General features: G+C 70.4%; 16 protein-coding genes and 1 tRNA gene. 15 read left to right on the top strand and 2 right to left on the bottom strand.

Going from position 1 to position 18239, the window contains the following annotated elements:
• Position 1 precedes the first annotated feature (1 nt).
• The 9 genes from A4X16_RS14285 (at position 2) to A4X16_RS14245 (ending at position 8903) form a co-directional block, all read left to right on the top strand.
• Positions 2-931, top strand: coding sequence for a PfkB family carbohydrate kinase (locus tag A4X16_RS14285; protein ID WP_067121619.1), 930 nt, complete (start codon positions 2-4; stop codon positions 929-931).
• Between the two features lie 86 nt (positions 932-1017).
• Positions 1018-1102 (top strand) — tRNA-Tyr (locus A4X16_RS14280).
• A gap of 78 nt (positions 1103-1180) precedes the next feature.
• Positions 1181-2314: an epoxide hydrolase family protein gene (locus A4X16_RS14275; protein ID WP_067121618.1), complete on the top strand. Its 1134-nt coding sequence runs from the start codon at positions 1181-1183 to the stop codon at positions 2312-2314.
• A 69-nt stretch (positions 2315-2383) separates the two neighbouring features.
• The gene (locus A4X16_RS14270) at positions 2384-2857 is read left to right on the top strand and encodes a heme-binding protein (RefSeq protein ID WP_067121869.1); all 474 of its coding nucleotides are present in this window, start codon (positions 2384-2386) and stop codon (positions 2855-2857) included.
• Between the two features lie 91 nt (positions 2858-2948).
• The gene (locus A4X16_RS14265) at positions 2949-3959 is read left to right on the top strand and encodes an SIS domain-containing protein (protein ID WP_067121617.1); all 1011 of its coding nucleotides are present in this window, start codon (positions 2949-2951) and stop codon (positions 3957-3959) included.
• An 8-nt stretch (positions 3960-3967) separates the two neighbouring features.
• Positions 3968-4831 carry a PfkB family carbohydrate kinase gene (locus A4X16_RS14260; RefSeq protein ID WP_067121866.1) on the top strand — a complete coding sequence of 288 codons (864 nt, stop codon included), beginning with the start codon at positions 3968-3970 and terminating at the stop codon, positions 4829-4831.
• Positions 4828-6300: a Na+/H+ antiporter NhaC family protein gene (locus tag A4X16_RS14255; RefSeq protein ID WP_067121615.1), complete on the top strand. Its 1473-nt coding sequence runs from the start codon at positions 4828-4830 to the stop codon at positions 6298-6300. The genes A4X16_RS14260 and A4X16_RS14255 overlap by 4 nt, the downstream gene beginning before the upstream one ends.
• Entirely contained in the window at positions 6297-7784 is a 1488-nt protein-coding gene (locus A4X16_RS14250) for an amidohydrolase family protein (RefSeq protein WP_067121613.1), read from the top strand. Before A4X16_RS14255 ends, A4X16_RS14250 begins: the two co-directional genes overlap by 4 nt.
• Before the next feature lie 33 nt (positions 7785-7817).
• Positions 7818-8903: a LacI family DNA-binding transcriptional regulator gene (locus A4X16_RS14245; protein WP_067121862.1), complete on the top strand. Its 1086-nt coding sequence runs from the start codon at positions 7818-7820 to the stop codon at positions 8901-8903.
• Positions 8904-8936: 33 nt separating this feature from the next.
• Here A4X16_RS14245 and A4X16_RS14240 read toward each other — a convergent pair whose 3' ends face one another.
• On the bottom strand, positions 8937-9452 hold the full coding sequence (locus A4X16_RS14240; protein WP_067121858.1) for a gluconokinase: 516 nt from the start codon (positions 9450-9452) through the stop codon (positions 8937-8939).
• Positions 9453-9462: 10 nt separating this feature from the next.
• Complete coding sequence (locus A4X16_RS14235; protein ID WP_082914472.1) at positions 9463-10872, bottom strand: GntP family permease; 1410 nt, start codon at positions 10870-10872, stop codon at positions 9463-9465.
• A 139-nt stretch (positions 10873-11011) separates the two neighbouring features.
• Here A4X16_RS14235 and A4X16_RS14230 point away from each other — a divergent pair, with 139 nt between their 5' ends.
• The 6 genes from A4X16_RS14230 (at position 11012) to A4X16_RS14205 (ending at position 18136) form a co-directional block, all read left to right on the top strand.
• A complete protein-coding gene (locus tag A4X16_RS14230; RefSeq protein WP_067121610.1) occupies positions 11012-11719 on the top strand; it encodes a FadR/GntR family transcriptional regulator in 708 nt (235 codons plus the stop codon).
• A 149-nt stretch (positions 11720-11868) separates the two neighbouring features.
• Positions 11869-14562: a LuxR C-terminal-related transcriptional regulator gene (locus A4X16_RS14225; RefSeq protein ID WP_067121608.1), complete on the top strand. Its 2694-nt coding sequence runs from the start codon at positions 11869-11871 to the stop codon at positions 14560-14562.
• A gap of 254 nt (positions 14563-14816) precedes the next feature.
• Positions 14817-15308 (top strand): FBP domain-containing protein, encoded by a 492-nt coding sequence (locus A4X16_RS14220; protein ID WP_067121607.1) that lies wholly within the window; start codon positions 14817-14819, stop codon positions 15306-15308.
• Positions 15309-15353: 45 nt separating this feature from the next.
• On the top strand, positions 15354-16151 hold the full coding sequence (locus A4X16_RS14215; RefSeq protein WP_067121606.1) for an enoyl-CoA hydratase/isomerase family protein: 798 nt from the start codon (positions 15354-15356) through the stop codon (positions 16149-16151).
• Between the two features lie 84 nt (positions 16152-16235).
• A complete protein-coding gene (locus A4X16_RS18145; protein WP_067121604.1) occupies positions 16236-17330 on the top strand; it encodes a hypothetical protein in 1095 nt (364 codons plus the stop codon).
• Between the two features lie 17 nt (positions 17331-17347).
• On the top strand, positions 17348-18136 hold the full coding sequence (locus A4X16_RS14205; protein ID WP_067121602.1) for an inositol monophosphatase family protein: 789 nt from the start codon (positions 17348-17350) through the stop codon (positions 18134-18136).
• Positions 18137-18239: the final 103 nt, after the last annotated feature.

Here is an 18239-nt window from a genome sequence, read left to right as displayed (position 1 = left end):
GATGAGCGCTGATCACTCCCGTGCCCCCGAAGCCGTCGTCATCGGAGACGCGCTGATCGACGAGATCCGAGACGCCGGCGGCGTGCGCGAGCTCGTCGGCGGCGCCGCCCTGAACGTCGCGGTGGGGCTCCGCAGGCTCGGGGTCCCGACCACGCTCATCGCCATGGTCGGCGACGACGAGGCCGGCGCTCACATCCGCGAGTACCTCGCCGATCACGACGTGCGACTCATCGACAGCGTGGCGCCGCACGGCTCGTCGCGCGCGATCGTGCAGCGCGGCTCCGACGGCGAGCCCGTGTACCTGTTCAACGAGGCGGCGCAGCGGCGCAGCATCCGCTACTCCGGCGAGGCCGTGGACGCGATCCGCACGGCGGGGCTCGTCGCGGTGAGCTGCTTCCCGTTCGATGTGCCTGCCGAGGTCGACGCGCTCATCGAGGCGCTGGGGGAGACCCGCCTCGCGCTCGACCCCAATCCCCGGTCGGGCATGCTCAGCGATCGTGAGGAGTTCGTGCGCGGCTTCGAGCGGGTCGCCGACCGGGCGTCGATCGTGAAGGTCGGCGCCGACGACGCCGCGCTCCTCTACGACGGCGATCTCGACGCGCTCCGCGCACGCCTGCGCAGCCTCGGGGTGGCAGCCGTCCTGGCCACCGCGGGCGCGGCGGGCGCGACGCTGGAGTCGGATGCCGGTGTCGTGACCGCGCCCATCTCCGCGCTTCCGGGACGTGTCGTCGACACGGTCGGCGCCGGCGATGCCACGCTCGCAGCGGTCGCCGCCGGGCTCGCCGTGAGCGACCCCGAGGACGCGGCGAGCTGGCAGCAGCTCCTGGACCGCGCCATGGACGTGGCGGCGGCGACGTGCCGGGCCGAGGGCGGTCTGCTGCGCACACCCGAGTCGCTGGCGGATGCCGATCGCGGCGTCTTCGGCAGCTGACGCCTCGATTTCTCGTGCCTGCCTCCGGCGGGTATGATTGACTCTCGTGCCCCCGGTTGGCTGTCGAAGTCGGACGGGTGCGCTCTGGCGAGTTACCCAAGCGGCCAAAGGGATCTGACTGTAAATCAGCCGTCTTAGACTTCGGGGGTTCGAATCCCTCACTCGCCACCACGAAGAAGCCCGGAAGCCCGCTGCAGAAGCGGGATCCGGGCTTCTCGTGATGTCGGAGGGTCGCAGTACCGTCTCGTCATGAGCGAGATCCGACCGTTCCGGCTGCACGTCCCCGACGAGACGCTCGCGGACCTGCGCGACCGCCTCCGGCGCACCCGCGTCCTCGACGATTCACCTCGTCGGATGCCGTCGGGCATGAACGCGGGGTGGCTGCGCGACCTGGTCACGACGTGGTCCGAGTGGGACTGGCGCGAGCGCGAGGAATGGCTTGCGCAGTTCCCGCAGTTCCTCGTCGAGATCGACGGCGCCGACGTCCACTTCGCCCATCTCCGTTCGGAGCGCAGCGAGGCACCGACGCTCCTCATCATGCATGGGTGGCCCCACTCGTTCGCCCTGCAGCTCGATGCAGCGGCGCTGCTGCCCGACTTCCACGTGGTGGTCGCGAGCCTTCCCGGTTTCGCCTTCTCCGCGCCCTATGCCGACGGTCCCGCGAACGAGCGGCGCTTCGCCGACACCATGCACCGCCTCATGACGGAGGTGCTGGGCTACGACCGCTATCTCACCTACGGCGAGGACGTCTCCGCGAACGTCAGCGATCTCATCGCGGCGTCCTATCCGGAGAATGTGGCGGGTATCGTCGCCACCCACGCGCATTTCGGCACCCCGGAGGAGCGCGCGGCGAGCGACGATCCCGAGGTGCATGCGTTCTTCGCGCGGCTCGACGCCGAGCACGGCCCCAACGGCTCGTACGGGCACGTGCAGTGGGCGCGGCCGGACACGCTGGCAGCCGCGCTCAACGACTCGCCGGCTGGACTCCTCGCCTGGATCGCCGAGAAGCTGTCCGAATGGGCCGACACCGACGATGGCGACCCGGCGTCGGTCGAAACGACCATCTCTCGCGACCGAATCCTGACGGAGGCGATGATCTACTGGGTCACGCAGAGCATCGCGTCGTCGTTCCGCCCGTACTACGAGGGTGCCGATACCCCGGATGTGATCCCTCAGGTCACCGTCCCCGCAGCCGTCTTCATCCAGCGCCACGAGCACGACTATCCCGAGGCGCTGGCGCGCGGCTTCTACCGCGACCTGCGGGTGTTCGAGCGCCTCGAGCGGGGCGGGCACTTCACGATCGCCGAGCAGCCCCGGGCCATGGCCGAGAGGTTCCGCGCGTTCGCCGCCTCGCTCGACGGGGGAGCGGCATCGGTGGCATAGCGTGGACGCGAGGATGACCGGTGGCCCGCACACCGCCCCGCCGGTTCGTCGCGAGGACAGGAGATGACGATGAGTGATCACGCGAGGCTCGACCAGCTGGAGGAGGAGCACGAGGCGCTCGTGCTGCGGCGGTTCGATCGCGCGGATGCGTGGGAGCTCGGCCGTGCGATCTCCGAGCGCGCCCTCGCGGCGGCGCATCCGGTCGCGGTCGACGTTCGCACGGCCGCGGGTGTCCTGTTCCACGCGTCCCTGCCGGGCGCGACCGCCGACAACGACGTCTGGGTCGCGAAGAAGGCCGCGACGGCACTGCGGTTCGAGGTGAGCACGGCGCTGCTGGAGCTGCGGATCGCTCTCGGCGGCCGCGACATGCATGAACCCGGCTGGCTCGACCACGACACATATGCCGTCGCCGGCGGGGCCGTTCCGGTCCGGGTGGAAGGAGTCGGTGTCGTCGCCGTCGCCACGATGTCAGGACTCGCGTCGGCCGACGACCACGACGCGGTGGCAGACGGCATCCGGACGCTGCAGCGTCGGACGGTCTGACCGCCAGTCTCTCTGAGGTTGCGCCTGCGAGAAGCATGTGTCAGATTGGTACCGGTACCAATTGGTACCGGTACCAAAATGGGAGACACACATGCTGGGATTCGATTCGGACACTTACGCCTCGGTCGTCGGGGGAGCCGGCGCCCGCCGTGCGGACATCGAGCGGATCGCCGACGCCGCGACGGAGGCGGGCTACGACAACCTGTTCCTGATCGGATCCGGGGGATCGTACGCCGCGATGTGGCCCTATGAGCACCTGATCACGCGGTCGTCCACCCTCGCTGTGCGCTCCGTCATCGCGGCCGAGCTCGTGACGGCCGGCGATCCGCGCCTCACCGAGCGCTCCCTCGCCGTCTTCTCCTCGCTCTCCGGGACGACGAAGGAGACGGTCGCCGCGCTCGAGTACTGCAAGGCGAAGGGCGTCACGACCATCGCGCTCACCGGCTACGCGGACAGCCCCATCGCGGCAGCGGATCACATCGTCGTCAACTGGGCCGACGACGAGACCGCCGGCGAGTCCGTCGACATCCAGCTCCTGCTCCTGACCACCGCGCTGCTGCACCGACGCGGTGAGTTCGACGCGTATCCCCGCCTCGCAGACGAGCTCGCCGACCTCACCGGCGTCCTCACCGCGGTGCAGGAGCAGGCTGACCCTCAGGCCGCCGCCTTCGCGAAGCGGCACGCGGACACCGATTATCATTTCCTCGTCGGGGCGGGCAATCTGTGGGGATTCACGTACAACTACTCGATGTGCATCCTCGAGGAGATGCAGTGGCTGCGGACCACTCGCGTGCACGGCGCCGAGTTCTTCCACGGATCGCTCGAGCTCATCGAGAAGGACACGAGCGTCCTCCTCTTCGTGGGCGAGGACGAGTCGCGCCCGCTCATGGAGCGCGTGCAGCGGTTCACCGACACGTACAACGACGAGACGACCGTGATCGACACGAGCGCGTACCCCCTGGACGGCATCAGCCCCGAGTTCCGCGGACTGATCGCTCCGATCGTCGTCGACGCGATCACCATCCGGTTCAGCAAGCACCTCGAGGCTGCACGCGGTCACGCGCTCACGACGCGCCGGTACTACCGCACGGTCGAGTACTGATGCCGGAGATGAGCGGGCTCCGGGTCGCGGGGCTCGGCGACAACGTCGTCGACCGCTTCGTGGATCGGGGCGTGCTCTACCCGGGCGGCAACTGCGTGAACTTCGCCGTCTTCGCCGCCAGGCTGGGCGCGCAGGCGTCCTACGTCGGCGTCCTGGGCGATGACGACGCCGCGACGCACATCCGTATGGCGCTCACGGAGCTCGGTGTCGACACCAGCCGATGTGTCGTCAAGCCCGGCGCCACCGGGTGGTGCGACGTCCGCGTCGTCGACGGCGACCGCGTGTTCGGCGAATGGGACGGGGGAATCGTGCTCGACAGCCCGTTCGTGCCGACCGATGACGACCTCGCGTACCTCGCCGGATTCGACCTCGTCCACGTCGGCGCCTATGCCGCGCTCGAGCCGCACATGGCATCCGTGCGTGCGGCCGCGCGTCTGGTGTCCTACGACTTCTCCGACGACGTCGAGCACCGCGAGTCGCATCATCTCGATGCGGTCGCCCCGCTCGTCGACCTCGCGGCGTTCTCCGTCGCGGACCTCGACTGGACCGAGGCGGAGGAGTTCGCGCGGTCGGTGCACGAGCGCGGAGCGCGGCTCTGCCTCGTGACCCGCGGCATGGACGGCTCCGGGCTGTTCGACGGTGAGTCGTTCCTCCGCGCTCCCGCGATCGAGGTGGACCCGGTCGACACGATGGGCGCCGGCGATGCGTTCCTCACGGCCTTCTCGCTGTCCCTCCTGGAAGCGGGGTGGGGTCGCGAGACTCCGGTCGAGGCGCAGCATCTGCGCGCGGCCATGATGCGCGCGGCGGGCTTCGCCGCAGAGCAATGCTCCATCGAGGGAGCATTCGGGTACCCGAAGGAGTATCAGCAATGACGCAGCAGACCGCATCGAAGGTCGACTCCGCTTCACTCGCTCAGCCGAGCGGCCGCTTCAGTCACCGAGCCCGGACGATGACCGGATACGCCGGGCTCGCCGTGATCGCGCTGGTGTCGCTCTTGGCGCCATCAGGCGAGGAGTCGTTCTACGGCTGGTGGAGTCTCCTGCCGGCCGTCACGCTGTTCGGATTCATCCTCGTCACGCATCGGGTCGTCGAAGGGTTCTTCTGGAGCGGCCTGCTGGCCGTCGTGATGATCCACCGAGCGGAGGCGCCGACAGCGTGGATGGATTCCCTGTACGGCCAGATCACCGATCCCGACAATGTCTCGCTCCTCGTCCTCCTCGTTGCGATCGGCGGACTGCTCGGAGTGTTCGAGAAGATGGGGCTCGCGGCGTCTTTCGCCCGCGCCGCCTCCCGGCTCGCCCGCGGCCCGCGCGCGGCGGGTCTCGTCACGTCCGTCTCGAGTCTGCTGCTCTCTAACGACAGCTACCTCTCCGCGTCCGGAGTCGGCGTCAGTCTCACGCCGCTGAATCGCCGCTATGGGCTGCCGCGGGCGTTCAGCGCGGGCGTCATCCGATCGACGGGTGAGCCCGGCACGACTCTCAATCCCATCGGATCGACGTCGGCGCTCATCGCCGGACTCCTTGTCGCGGCCGGCTATGGAGCGGATCAGCTGGGCGCATATCTGGACGTCATCCCGTTCCTCTTCTACTCGATGGCGGCGGTCGTCATCGGCATCCTGCTCTCGGCCCGGATCCTCCCGATCATCGGACCGATGCGTGCCGAGTTCGCCGCGGCTGCGCAGAGCGACGAGGTCGAAGAGGCCGAAGACACGGGTTCCCTCCCGCACTTCCTCAATTTCCTCGTGCCGATCGCCGTCGTCATCGTCACGACGCTGGTGTTCGGTCAGATCCAGCTCGGTTTCATCCTGGCGATCCTCGTGACCGGGGTGCTTCTCGTCGCGCAGCGGTTCACGACCATCGCCGCGTATGTCGACGCGGTGATCGACGGGATGAAGGACATCTTCTCGCTGGTGCTGCTCATGGCGCTGGCCTTCGTGCTCGTGCACGGCATCTCCACGCTGGGGTTCACGGACTTCGTGATCGACAACGTCTCGGGCGTGCTCGCACCCCAGTGGCTGCCGCTGATCATCTTCCTCGTGTTCGGTCTCACGGAGATGCTGGTCACCCTGAACTGGTCGCTGTACATCCTGCTCGTGCCGGTGCTGGTGCAGCTGGCGGGGCAGACCGGGGCGAGCGTCCCCGCGACGGTGGCTGCTCTGCTGTCGGCGGGGACGTTCGGCGTCGCGGCGGCGATCTCGTCGGACGTGGGGCTTCTCACGTCCAGCGCGACTCGCGTCCCGCTGTACCGCCACTGGATCACCAACCTGCCCTATCAGATCATCGCCGCGGTCGTCGCCGTCGTCGGCTTCGCACTGGTGGGTGTCTTCGGGATCACGGCGTGATCGCGGACCATGTGATCGTCGGCGACAGCATCCGGCGGCGTGCCGGAGATGTCGGACCCGGGTTCCTCGCCGTCGCGGGGGATCGGATCGTGGCCACCGGGCGGCGCGCGGACGAGGCCGCCCCGTGGATCGGCGACGGGACCGCCGTGCACGACGCCGGCGCGGGGCTCGTGACCTCCGGGTTCCACGATGACCACACGTTCTTCACGTCGCAGCTCCTGGAAGTGGCGGGCACGGACGCACGCCACGTCTCCGACGACGACATCGGTCGCCTGATCTCGGCTTCGGAGGGGGCCGTGTTCCTGCGCAACGCCACCGCCGCACAGGTGACGCGTCTGCGGGAGACCTTCGGCGGCGAAGGAGTCGGCGACGCCGTGCTGCTGAGCGCCGACCGTGACGGCATCCTGCTCACCCCAGCGGCGCGCGCACAGCTCGGCGACCCCGACCCCGCATCCAACGAGCAACTCGCGCCGCTCTACGCGCGCCTGGCGCTCGACGACTCCGCCGTCGAGCGGGCGTTCCTGGCCGCCGCCGCGCGGATGCATCGGGGCGGCGTGACGTCGGTCAAGGACATCGGGTTCGATGACCACCTCGGGATGCTGCCGGTCATCGACGAGCTGTCGAGATCGGCTCGGCTTCGGCTCTCGTACTCGTTCGCCTCGCAGCCGGTGCGGGAGCCGGCGGATCTCGACTGGGCCGGAGCCCTCGACGACCGGCCGGACGGCGGTGCGCGGTTCCACGGGTTCAAGCTCATGACCGACGGCTCCTTCGACGAGGGGACCGCCGACCTCCGATGCTCCGATCCGGAAGACGAACGGCTGTCGTTCGACCGACGGGCTCTCGCGCGCGAGGCCGCGCGCATTCTCGACGCGGGCTTCCGGCTGGCGTTGAACGCCGACGGGGACGCCGCTGTCCGCGCCTGCCTCGACATCTACGCCGCGCATCGCGGTCCGCTGCCTGGCGGGTGCACCGTCTCGGACGCCTCGATGCTCGACGATGACGACGTGGCGCGTCTGGCGGACCTCGGTCTCGGCGTGGAGTACTACACCCAGATCCTTCGGTATCCCGGATACACCACGAGCTCCGTCGAGGGGTGGCTGGACGGGTCGCAGCGGCATCGTCTCGCGAACCTCTCGGCGCTGCTCCGATCCGGAGTCGCCGTGGCTTCGGGCTCGGACTTCCCCCTCTTCGACCCGAGCCTGCCCGAGGCGCTCCTGTCGTCGTCCGGCCGAGTCCTGGGGCGCGAAGGGGCGAGCGAGCGCTGGCCGCATGGGGCAGCCGTCCCGCGGGATGATGTCATCTCGATCTGGACCGACGAGCGCGGCGCGTTGGGGTCCGATCGGGGCCGTCGAGGGCTCGTGGCCGGAGCCGCGGCCGATGTCGTCGTCTTCGACCGGGATCTCCTCTCGGTCACCGAGGACGAGCTGATCGGCGCGTCGCCGCGGCTCGTGCTCGCCTCCGGAGAGCTCGTGCTCGGCGGATGAGCCGGGCCGCGGCGGAGCCGTAGAGTGAAGTCCGTGCCTTCTCACGAACCCGCCAAACCCACTCTTTCGGAGGTCTCCGAGAGAGCCGGTGTCGGCCGGTCCTCCGCTGCGCGCGTGCTCGGCGGATACGGATCCGTGAGCGCGCGCACCCGCGAACGGGTTCTCGCCGCTGCGGCGGAGCTCGGCTATGAGACCAACGAGCTCGCGCGGAGCATGAACACCGGTGTCACGCGCACGATCGGCGTGATCCTCGCCGACCTCTCCAACCCGTTCTTCGCCGGGGTGCTGCGCGGCATCGCCGACGCGACCCGCCGCGCCGGGTACGGCACCATCGTCATCAGCAGCGACGAGGACGAGGGCCTCGAGGCGGATGCCGTGCGCCTTCTGACGGCGAAGCAGGTGGACGGCATCATCGTCGCGCCCGCCGGAGGCCGTGACGCGTCCGCCTCCGCGCTGCGCAGTGCTGCGGAGCGGGGGATCCCGGTGGTCCAGATCGACCGCACCCTGCGTGGGCTCGATGCGGATGCCGTCGTCCTGGACAACAGGGACGCGGCGCGCGAAGCGACCGACTACCTGCTCGCAGCCGGGCACCGGAGGATCGCGCTGGCCTGGGGCCCGGCGCTGCCGGCCGGAGCGGACGCGGACCTCGCCGCACTCACCTCTGCCGCCCTGACCTCGGAGATCACGAGTACCGGGGAGCGATTCCTGGGATACGTGGACGCGTTCGCCGATGCAGGCGTGCCGCTGCGCCCTGAACTCGTCATGACGGGCGCGCAGAACATCGCGGGCGTCGAGGAGTTCCTCGCCCGCACGCTCACCGACGGGGACGTCACCGCCATCATCGCCACCGAGCAGGACTCGGTCATCGCGGCGCTGTCAGCGGCACGCGACCATGGGCGCCGCATCCCTCAGGACCTCTCGCTCGTCGCCTTCGACGACTCGCCCTGGGCGGAGGTGCACGATCCGCCGATCACCACCGTCCGTCAGCCGCTGCACGCGCTGGGGGAGAGGGCGGCAGGGCGACTGCTGTCCCGGCTCGAGGGCGGAGGGGACCGCGTGATCGTCAGCCATCTCGCCTCCGAGTTCATCGATCGCCGGTCCGTGCGTCGGCTCCGATGAGTGACGACGCAGGACCCGGAGTTCCCGCCGTCGTCAGATGTCGGCCTGCAGGCGCAGACGCGTCGCGATCTCGGCGGCCTGCTCGGCGGGTGTGAGGGAGATGTCGATCTCGATCGACTTCTCGTCCGCGCCGAGCGGCTCGAGCGTCGCGAACTGCGAGTCGAGCAGCGTGGGGGGCATGAAGTGCCCCTGCCTGCGCAGCATCCGGTCGAGGATGAGCTGACGCTCGCCGGCGAAGTGCACGAACGTCACCGCGTCCCGGCGCAGGACGTCGCGATAGCTGCGGCGCAGAGCCGAGCACGTCACGATCCCCGGCTCGCCCGCGGCGATGCGCTCGTCGATCCACTCCGCGATGCGGTCGAGCCACGGCCAGCGGTCGTCGTCGTTCAAGGCGTGACCGGCGGCCATCTTCGCCACGTTCGCCTCGGGATGGAGATCGTCGCCCTCTTCGAAGGCCCAGCCGAGGCGTCCCGACAGCATGGCGGCGACGGTCGACTTGCCCGTGCTGGCGACGCCCATGAACACGAGGACGGGAGCGGTGGTCGTCATCATCCCAGCCTCACACGAAGATGCTCAGGACGAGGACGCCGGCGAGGCCGGTGACCGAGATCAGGCACTCCAGCACGGTCCACGACTTCAGCGTCTGGGGGATGCTGAGACCGAAGTACTCCTTGATCAGCCAGAAGCCCGCATCGTTCACGTGCGACAGGAAGACCGATCCCGAGCCGATCGCGAGCACGAGCAGCGCGACCATGGGGGAGTCGAGAGTCTCGGTCAGCGGCTGCAGGATGCCGGCCGCGGTGATCGTGGCGACCGTCGCCGACCCGGTGGCGATGCGGATGACGACCGCGACGAGCCACGCGAGGATGAGCACCGACACGGAGGATCCGGAGACGAACTCCGCGATGACGCCGCCGATGCCGGTGTCGACCAGCACCTGCTTGAAGCCGCCGCCCGCGCCCACGATCAGCAGGATGCCGGCGATCGGGCCGAGCGAAGAGCCGACGATGTCGTTGACCTTCGTGCGGTCGAAGCCCGCGCCGCGACCGAGGATGAAGAATCCGGCCAGCACGGCGATGAGGAGGGCGATGACGGGGGTCCCGAGGAAGTCGAGGGCGACCTTCCAGGGGGCGTCGGAGCCCGCCGCCGAGATGTCGGCGATCGCCTTCGCGAGCATGAGGAAGACAGGCAGCAGGATGCTGAAGAGCGTGGCGCCGAACGACGGACGGCGGCGCTGCGCCTCGCCCTCATCCTCGGACGTGGTGAACAGCTCGGGGACCGGGACGTCGACCCAGCGGGCCGCGAAGCGCGCGAACAGCGGACCGGAGACGATCACGGCCGGGATCGCGACGATGACGCCGAAGGCCAGAGTGAGGCCGAGGTTGGCGCCGAGCGCGTCGATCGCGGCGAGGGGACCCGGGTGGGGCGGCACCAGACCGTGCATCGCCGAGAGGCCCGCGAGGGTGGGGATCGCGATGCGCATCAGGGGCTGACCCGACCGGCGGGCGACGAGGATGATGACGGGAACGAGCAGCACGAGCCCGACCTCGAAGAACATGGGCAGGCCGATGACCGCGCCGATGAGTCCCATGACCCAGGGGAGGGAGCGCGCGCTCGCTCGCGCGACGAGGGTGTCGACGATGCGGTCGGCTCCGCCGGAGTCGGCCAGCAGCTTTCCGTAGATGGCGCCGAGCGCGATGAGGATGCCGACGCCGCCCATGGTCGAGCCGAAGCCGGTGGAGAAGCTCGTGACCGAGTCGGCGATGTCCATGCCGGCGATCGCGCCGGTCGCGAGCGCACCGATCGTGAGCGACAGGAACGGGTGCAGTTTCACCCACGTGATGAGCACGATGATGATCGCGATCCCGATCACCGCGGCGGCGATGAGCTGGCCCGCCGGGCGGTCGGTGACGGTGGTGTCTGTGGCTGCGGTCACGAATGCGGACGCGGCGGGGGTGATGAGTGCCATGAGCTTCCTTGATCCGGGCGAGAAGATTCGACCTTATGCCGTACATAATAAGCACGGTCGATGAGAGATGCGCAACATAAAGACTGCGCCGGCTCCTACTTGTTCGATCAGCCGCGCTATCCCGAGGCATACTCGAGCTATGACCTCCTCCGCTCCGGCGAACACCGTGCACGAGTCGCTCGTCGACGAGCTCGGCCGCGCCATCGTCGACGGCGTCCATGCGCCGGGCTCGCGGATGCTGACGGTCGAGATCGCCGTGCGACGCGGCGTCTCGCGGTCGGCCGCCCGCGAGGCGGTGCGCGTGCTCGAGTCCTTCGGTCTCGTCTGGGTGCGACGGAAGTCCGGGGTCGAGGTGCGGCCTCGCTCCGACTGGAACGTCTACGCCCCCGAGGTGATCGCGTGGCGTCTCGCGGGGCCGGGACGGGCCGAGCAGCTGCGGGAGCTCAGCCAGCTGCGATCCGTGGTGGAGCCGCTGGCCGCACAGCTGGCGGCGGCGAACGCGACTCCGGAGCAGAAGGTGGATCTCGTCTCCCTCGTCGTGCAGATGGGGGAGGAGGACCACGAGGCCGACCGCGACCGCTACCTGACCGCGGACATCCGCTTCCACAGGCTCCTTCTCGAGGCGTCCGGCAACGGGATGCTCGCGGCGCTGGGCGGCACGGTGGAGGCGGTCCTCCGTGGGCGCACCGCGCACGATCTCATGCCGCACGTCGCCGACTCGGATGCCGTGCAATGGCATCGCGATGTCGCGTTCGCGGTCGCGAGCGGAGCGGGCGATGTCGCCGCCGCCGCGATGCGGAACATCGTCTCGGAGGCCGATCAGGCGATGCAGCGGGCGGCCGAGTAGTCCCGACCCGCGGGCATGGCCGCACGGGGAGACGAGGAAGCGATACCGATATCTCGATATGGCTGCGTCCTCGCGGTGCCCTCCGCGGGCCACGTCGCCGTACGATCGGTGACGCGGAAGGGGGAGTCCGCGATCTCTGGGGGCTGTGCATGGACGATGACCGTCGACGGGATGCCGGAGCGGCACGTCCTCCCGCCGCTGCGATCGATCGCCCGCGGCTGACCGAGATCCTCGATCGAGGGCACGCGTTCACGCTGATCAGCGGCCCGGCCGGCGCGGGGAAGTCGGTGCTCCTCAGCCAGTGGGCGTGGAGCCTCCGAGAATCCGGGGTGGCCGTCGTCCGGCTGGCTCTCGACGAGCGGGTCACGAACATCCACCTGCTTCTGCGAGAGCTGCTCGCCCGGCTGCTCGAGCGCCATCTCGTCACGGATGTCGAGACCACGCACGCGGTGCTGCGCGGGTTCGACAGCGTGCGCGACCCGGTCGCTCGGATCCGTGCGGCGGTGGCGGACATCACCGAGCCGTGCGTCATCCTCATCGACAACGCCGAACAGGCGGGGGACATGCCGCTCCTCGATCTCACGGCAGAGCTCCTCGCCGCCTCTCCGCGCCTCCGCATCGCGGTCGCCACCCGGCGGTCGATCGTGCCGAGGACGCTGAGGGCTCTCGCCGCGACCGACGCGGGCGTCATCGGCCCGGCGCAGCTGCTGTTCACCGCGGACGAGGCGCGCACCGTGATCGAGCGGGCGAGCGGTCGGCCACAACCGCAGCTCGCCATGGACGGCGTCGCCGCGCTGCCGCTCGGGGCACGGATGCTGGGCATCGCCGCCGTGACGCACGGCGGCCCGCTGGACGCCGCGACCGCGGACGTGCAGCAGGTCGCGGACGCGATGCTGGCGGGTCTCCTCCGCTCGGATGACCCGGCGGACTTCCAGGAGTTCCTGCTGCAGACCGCGGTCCCCGGCATCGTGACGTCGGACGTGGTGGCCCGGCTCGGATGGGAGGGCGTGGCCGGTCGGCACCTGGAGCGTGCGGAGCTCTCCGGGCTCGGCATGTGGGAGGCGGCGGACGGCGGGCCGGCCTTCGTCTACACCCCGGCTCTGCGCGAAGCTTTGATCCGTCGCCTCGATCGGCGTCCGGTCGAGGCGACCGCGCCGATCCGTCGGATCGTCGCAGCGTGGGCGTTCGAGCACGGTCGACATCTGGAGGCGCTGTCGAACGCCCTCCGCGCGCGAGACTACGCGCTCGCCTCCCGATTCGGACGGGAGTCGTGGTTCCTCCTCTCGCGGACCTGCCCGCGCGATGTCGAGGTGCTGCTGCAGCGGGAGAGCCCGCTTGTCCTCGTCCGCCACCCCGTGCTGGCGACCGTCATGGCGCTCGTCCTCATGCGCCTCGGGCATCGCCTCCGGGCGTTCGCCTACTTCCAGAGCGCCGCATCGACGCTCCGACGTCAGGGCGCGGACGACGACCGCGTCGAGCGGTTCTGGATGCTGAGCATCGCCGTGCTCGCCGAGCGCCTCGCCGGCCAGTTCCGACGCTCCGATGTCACGGCCGATCGCGTCGCCGAGACCTACGACGCCCTGACGCCCGCGCAGCGTGCGGACTGCATCGGCGTCACCGCCCTCCTCCTCAGCAACTGCGGCCTGAGCCATCTCTTCGCGGGACGGCTGGAGGATGCCGTGGCGGTGCTCGAGCAGGGCATGGCGATCCGCGTCTCGGAGAACGTGACGTTCCTCGAAGACGGCGTCGTCCTGCGGATGCCGGATGACGACGGCGGCTGGTACCACTGCGCCGCCGTCCTCGCCGGGATCCACGCGATGCGCGGACGACTCGCGGAGGCCCGTCGCATCCTCGAGGAGATCGCGGAGGCCGATCCTCCGCTCGCCTGGCGATTCGACCACTTCGGGATCATGGAGCAGCTCGCCCGCGCCCACATCGCCGTCGCGGCGCACGATCTCGACGGCGCGCGGAGCCGGGTGGCCGCGGTGGCGCATCATCTCGGCACCACCGAGCTCTGGCCCTACATCGTGTCGGTGCAGAGCGAGATCGAGGTGCGCGCGGGGCGTGGGCCGGAGGCCCTCCTGGCTGTCGAGCGCGCCCTCGAGAGGGGAGCGAACTCGGCGACCTCCGAGGCCGCGGCGGCTCGGCTGACCGTCGCGCACGGCCTCGCTCTGCTGGCGCTCGGCGACCCCAGGGCGGCGGAGCGCGTGCTGGCGACAGTGCGCGTCCGCTCTCCCGGCGCCCATGCGGTGGATGCGTTTCGCGCTCTGCTGACGGGCGACGACGCGCGAGCCTTCGCCGACGGCGAGGCGGCGCGACGAGAGGCCGAGGACTCCGGCGACACGCAGTGGCTCGGGCTGTCCCTTCTGACCGTCGGCGTCGCGGCGGCCCGGCTCGGCAGGGATCGCATCGGCGCGCAGGCCATGTCCTTCGCCGCGGCGATCATGCGCGAGGAGGACACCTCGGCGCCGATCGCGCTGTTCGACCCCGACGCGCTGACGGCCGCGCGGCAGATCTCGGATCCGTCGGTCCGTGACGAGATCGATCGACACGTCGCCCGGTCCGCCGGAACCCGTCCGTTCCCACCGATGCCGCCTCCCGTGACTCTGACGACGAGGGAGCTCGCCGTGATGCGACAACTCCGCAGGACTTCGTCGACGGCATCCATCGCCGAGGCCCTGTTCGTCTCGCCGAACACCGTGAAGGTGCAGCGCCGCAGTGCGTACCGCAAGCTGGGTGCCGCCACGCGGGAGCAGGCGCTGCTGCGCGGCGCAGAGCTCGGTCTGTTCGGCGATGACGATCCTCCTGCCCCTCCCGCGTCCCGCGGCCCTGCGATGGAATGAGGCGCATCGAGCGCCTGGGGGTCGCCCGATGCGCCTCGCGGCCGCGAGCCCGGGGACGGACCGGGGATCCGTGTGCTCGGCGACCTGAGACCACGGTAGGGAGCGTCGGATGTCGCGTGATCGTCGGCGAGCAGCGGTGGTCGTTTTTTCACCCCGGGACTCACCCCCGGGCCGCGGTCCGCCGGCTCCGCGCCGGCTCCGCGCCGGCTCCGCGACGGCTCGCCGTCGCGTCGGAGTCTTCATAGACTGGGCGGATGCGAGCGCTCACCGAAGCAGAGATCCGTGCGTCCTTCGCGAACGCGGATGCCGACGAGCTGCGGGTCATGGAGATGCCGCATGATCTGGTGCTCGTCGACTGGGACTACCTCGACTTCTACGCGTGGCGGGACCCGAGCGCCGGGCGGCGCGGATACGTGCTGACGCAGCACGAGGGCGCGATCACCGGAACCGTCCTGCGCGTGTCCGACCCGGGCCGCGGCCGGTCGGGCATGTGCAACATCTGCCACACGATGCAGCCGGGCAACCAGGTGGCCCTCTTCTCCGCACGTCGCGCCGGAGCGGCGGGGGAGCGCGGCGACTCGGTCGGCACCTACATCTGCGCGGATCTGTCGTGCCACGAGAACGTCCGTCTCGCCCACCCGCTCGCGCCCAACGAGGTCCTCGCCCCCGGTCAGGTGGACATGCGACTCGACGGCACTCGACGGCGCATGGAGGCCTTCGTCGCGCGGACGCGCGACGAGTCCTGACCCGACTAGCCTGGATCGCACTGCCCTGTGCTCGAAGGAGAAGCCATGAGTGATGTCATCCTGTTCGCCGTCGAAGAGGGTCTCGCGCGGCTCACGCTCAACAGGCCGTCGCGGCTCAACGCCTTCAACGCCGAGCTCGCGCACGCGTGGCGCGACGCGACCGCGGCGGCGACCTCGCGGTCGGACGTCGGCGCGATCCTCGTCGATGCGACGGGGCCCGCCTTCTGCGCCGGCGGCGACGTGGTGGACATGGCGACGACGATGGGCTCGGGAGCGGAGATCACCGCTCTGGCGGAGGTCATCAACTCCGGCATCCGCGCCCTCACCGAGTCCTCGGTCCCGGTCGTGGCCGCCGCGCACGGCACCACGGCAGGCGGCGGTCTCGGCATCCTGCTGAGCAGCGATTACGCGGTCGTGGGGTCCCGCTCTCGGCTCGGCAGTCTCTACGCGAACATCGGTCTCACTCCGGACCTCTCGGTCTCGGCGCAGCTGTCGCGCGCCGTCGGCCAGCGCCGCGCTCTGCAGCTGGTGCTGCAGGATCGCCTTCTCACGGCATCGGAGGCTCTCGAGTGGGGCCTGGTCGCCGAGGTGGTCGCGGCCGAGGATGCGGCAGCCGAGGCGGATGCCGTGCGCTCCCGCGCCGAAGAGGTCGCCCGGTTCTGGCTCGCGGGTGCGGCGGAGGCCTACGGCCAGGCCAAGCGACTCGTGCGCTCCCAGCCGGAGCGCTCGTTCGCCGAGCAGCTGAGCGAGGAGGCGCGGTCGATCGGCGCGTCGCTCGAGACGGACGAGGCGCAGCGTCGGATCGCGGCGTTCGCCGCCGCGTCGGCGGGCAAGGCCGGCTGACCCTCCCGCACGCGGCGGCATCGGTCCCGTGCGGATGGCGCGCATGACCACGGCGTCGGCGTCCCGCATGCGAGGATGATCCCGATGCCGCTCAACGAGAGGAATGCGATGTCCCAGCCGGAGATCGCCCAGCAGCCCGCCGCTCTGGTCGAGAAGAAGAATCTGTCCCTCCTCATCAGAGGTGCCCTCTGGATCGCCATCGGGGCCCTCATCGCGGCGGCGCTCGTGTGCGTCGTCTGGGTGCTCATCGGCGACCAGGACGGTCTGATCGGCCGAGCGTTCCTGACCATCCTCCTGCTCGCCGCATTCGCGGGGATCGCCATCCTCGAGGCGGGGCTCGCGCCGAACCGTCCCGACTGGCTCGCGCTGTCGAGCATGGTGAGCTGGATCGTCGCCCTGCTCGTCGGGGCGGTCAAGATCTGGCTGCCCGACAACGACCCCTTCTTCTCGGGAGCCGAGCGCTTCTTCCAGCTGCTGCTGGTGGTCGGCATCCTCCAGCTCGCGCTGCTGCACGTGCGGCTCTTCACTCCCGCGGCGCAGCGGCACGTGACGACCTTCACGCGCGTCATCTACATCGCCACACTGGTGTTCCTCGGCGGGCTCGTCGGCATGCTGGTGTTCTTCCTCACGTTCCCGCACACGTTCGACTACGGCGAGCTGTACTGGCGCATCGTGGTGGCGCTCACGATCCTCGCGGCGGTCGGCACGACCCTCATCCCGCTGCTGAACGCCCTGTTCGCCCCGAAGAAGCCGGCGCCCGCGCACGCGCACGGCGGCGTCAGCGGAGCCCCCGCGTGGCCCACCTACGCCGACGGCGTCACGCCGCTGCCGGTGCTGCCCGACGGCTCACCCGACTGGAACGCCTACTACACGGGGCACCCGTCGGTTCCGGCGCCGCAGCACGGGGCTCCGCTCGCGCTTCCGCAGCAGGCAGGCCAGGAGTACGCCACGGCGCCGTACCCCGCGCAGCCGCGCGAGGCGCAGCCCGTGCAGGCCTTCCCGACTCCGCAGTTCCCCGCGCCGCCGACGCCCGCGTTCCCGGTCGCGCCGGACCCTGCGACCGCGGTTCCCGCGCCGCCCGCTCCACACACCGCCGCCCCGGCAGGGCAGCCGACGCAGCCACCTGTGCCGCCTGCTCCGCAGTCGTACCCGCCCGCTCCGCCGCTGCCGCCGCAGTGATCGGGGAGGTAGCGACCGTGGAGACTGCACTCGGAGAGCTCGCGGCGCGGATCGCGCGCGAGGCGGGAGCGCTGGCGCGCACACGACGCGCCGAGGGCGTGCGACTGGCGGCGACGAAGTCGTCGGTGGCCGACATCGTGACCGACGCCGACCGCGAGGTCGAAGCGCTCATCCGCACCCGGCTCCGCGAAGAGCGGCCGGGCGACGGATTCCTGGGCGAGGAGACCGACCCGGAGCCCGGCGAGACGGGCATCACCTGGGTCGTCGACCCGATCGACGGCACCGTCAACTACGCGTACGGCATCCCGTCCTACGCGGTCAGCATCGCTGCGGTCCGCGGCGTCGCGGCACCCGGCGAATGGGAGGCGCTCGCGGGGGCCGTGTACGCCCCGGCCACCGACGAGCTGTTCCGCGCCGTGCGCGGGGGCGGCGCGTGGCTCGGAGATCAGCGCCTCGCGGTCACGGACGAGACTCCGGCAGGGGCTCTGCTGGCGACCGGATTCGGCTATGACCCGGCCACGCACGACGGGGATCTGACGACGGTGCGCACCGTCATGACGATCGCTCGTGACCTGCGCCGAGCGGGCGCGGCCTCGCTCGATCTCGCCTACGTCGCGGCGGGCAGACTCGACGGCTACTTCGAGCGTGGCCTCAAGCCCTGGGACTTCGCGGCGGGGTCGCTGCTGGTGTCGGAGGCCGGGGGAGCGGTGAGTCTCGTCGACACCGAGTCGCTGAGACCCATGCTCATCGCCGCAGGAACCGAGGTTCACGGGCGACTTCTCGCGCTGCTCACGGCGAGTCCCTGATCCGCTCATGGCATTCCCAGGCTGAGCAGGCTAGGGTTTATCCGATCGTTACTTTCATCGGCCCGAACGATGACTGCTGTAAGCGCCCCCGAGCTTGACGTTT

This window comes from Microbacterium sp. H83 (genome assembly GCF_001650405.1).
Taxonomy (GTDB): Bacteria; Actinomycetota; Actinomycetes; order Actinomycetales; family Microbacteriaceae; genus Microbacterium.
This window is presented reverse-complemented; position numbering and strand designations above follow the sequence as displayed.

Coding starts and splice junctions, on each gene's coding strand:
- A4X16_RS14255 (WP_067121615.1), top strand. CDS start 4,828: ATGACGCAGCAGACCGCATCGAAGGTCGACTCCGCTTCACTCGCTCAG.
- A4X16_RS14215 (WP_067121606.1), top strand. CDS start 15,354: ATGAGTGATGTCATCCTGTTCGCCGTCGAAGAGGGTCTCGCGCGGCTC.
- A4X16_RS14235 (WP_082914472.1), bottom strand. CDS start 10,872: ATGGCACTCATCACCCCCGCCGCGTCCGCATTCGTGACCGCAGCCACA.
- A4X16_RS14225 (WP_067121608.1), top strand. CDS start 11,869: ATGGACGATGACCGTCGACGGGATGCCGGAGCGGCACGTCCTCCCGCC.
- A4X16_RS14220 (WP_067121607.1), top strand. CDS start 14,817: ATGCGAGCGCTCACCGAAGCAGAGATCCGTGCGTCCTTCGCGAACGCG.
- A4X16_RS14285 (WP_067121619.1), top strand. CDS start 2: ATGAGCGCTGATCACTCCCGTGCCCCCGAAGCCGTCGTCATCGGAGAC.
- A4X16_RS14270 (WP_067121869.1), top strand. CDS start 2,384: ATGAGTGATCACGCGAGGCTCGACCAGCTGGAGGAGGAGCACGAGGCG.
- A4X16_RS14275 (WP_067121618.1), top strand. CDS start 1,181: ATGAGCGAGATCCGACCGTTCCGGCTGCACGTCCCCGACGAGACGCTC.
- A4X16_RS18145 (WP_067121604.1), top strand. CDS start 16,236: ATGCCGCTCAACGAGAGGAATGCGATGTCCCAGCCGGAGATCGCCCAG.
- A4X16_RS14265 (WP_067121617.1), top strand. CDS start 2,949: ATGCTGGGATTCGATTCGGACACTTACGCCTCGGTCGTCGGGGGAGCC.
- A4X16_RS14230 (WP_067121610.1), top strand. CDS start 11,012: ATGACCTCCTCCGCTCCGGCGAACACCGTGCACGAGTCGCTCGTCGAC.
- A4X16_RS14240 (WP_067121858.1), bottom strand. CDS start 9,452: ATGACGACCACCGCTCCCGTCCTCGTGTTCATGGGCGTCGCCAGCACG.
- A4X16_RS14260 (WP_067121866.1), top strand. CDS start 3,968: ATGAGCGGGCTCCGGGTCGCGGGGCTCGGCGACAACGTCGTCGACCGC.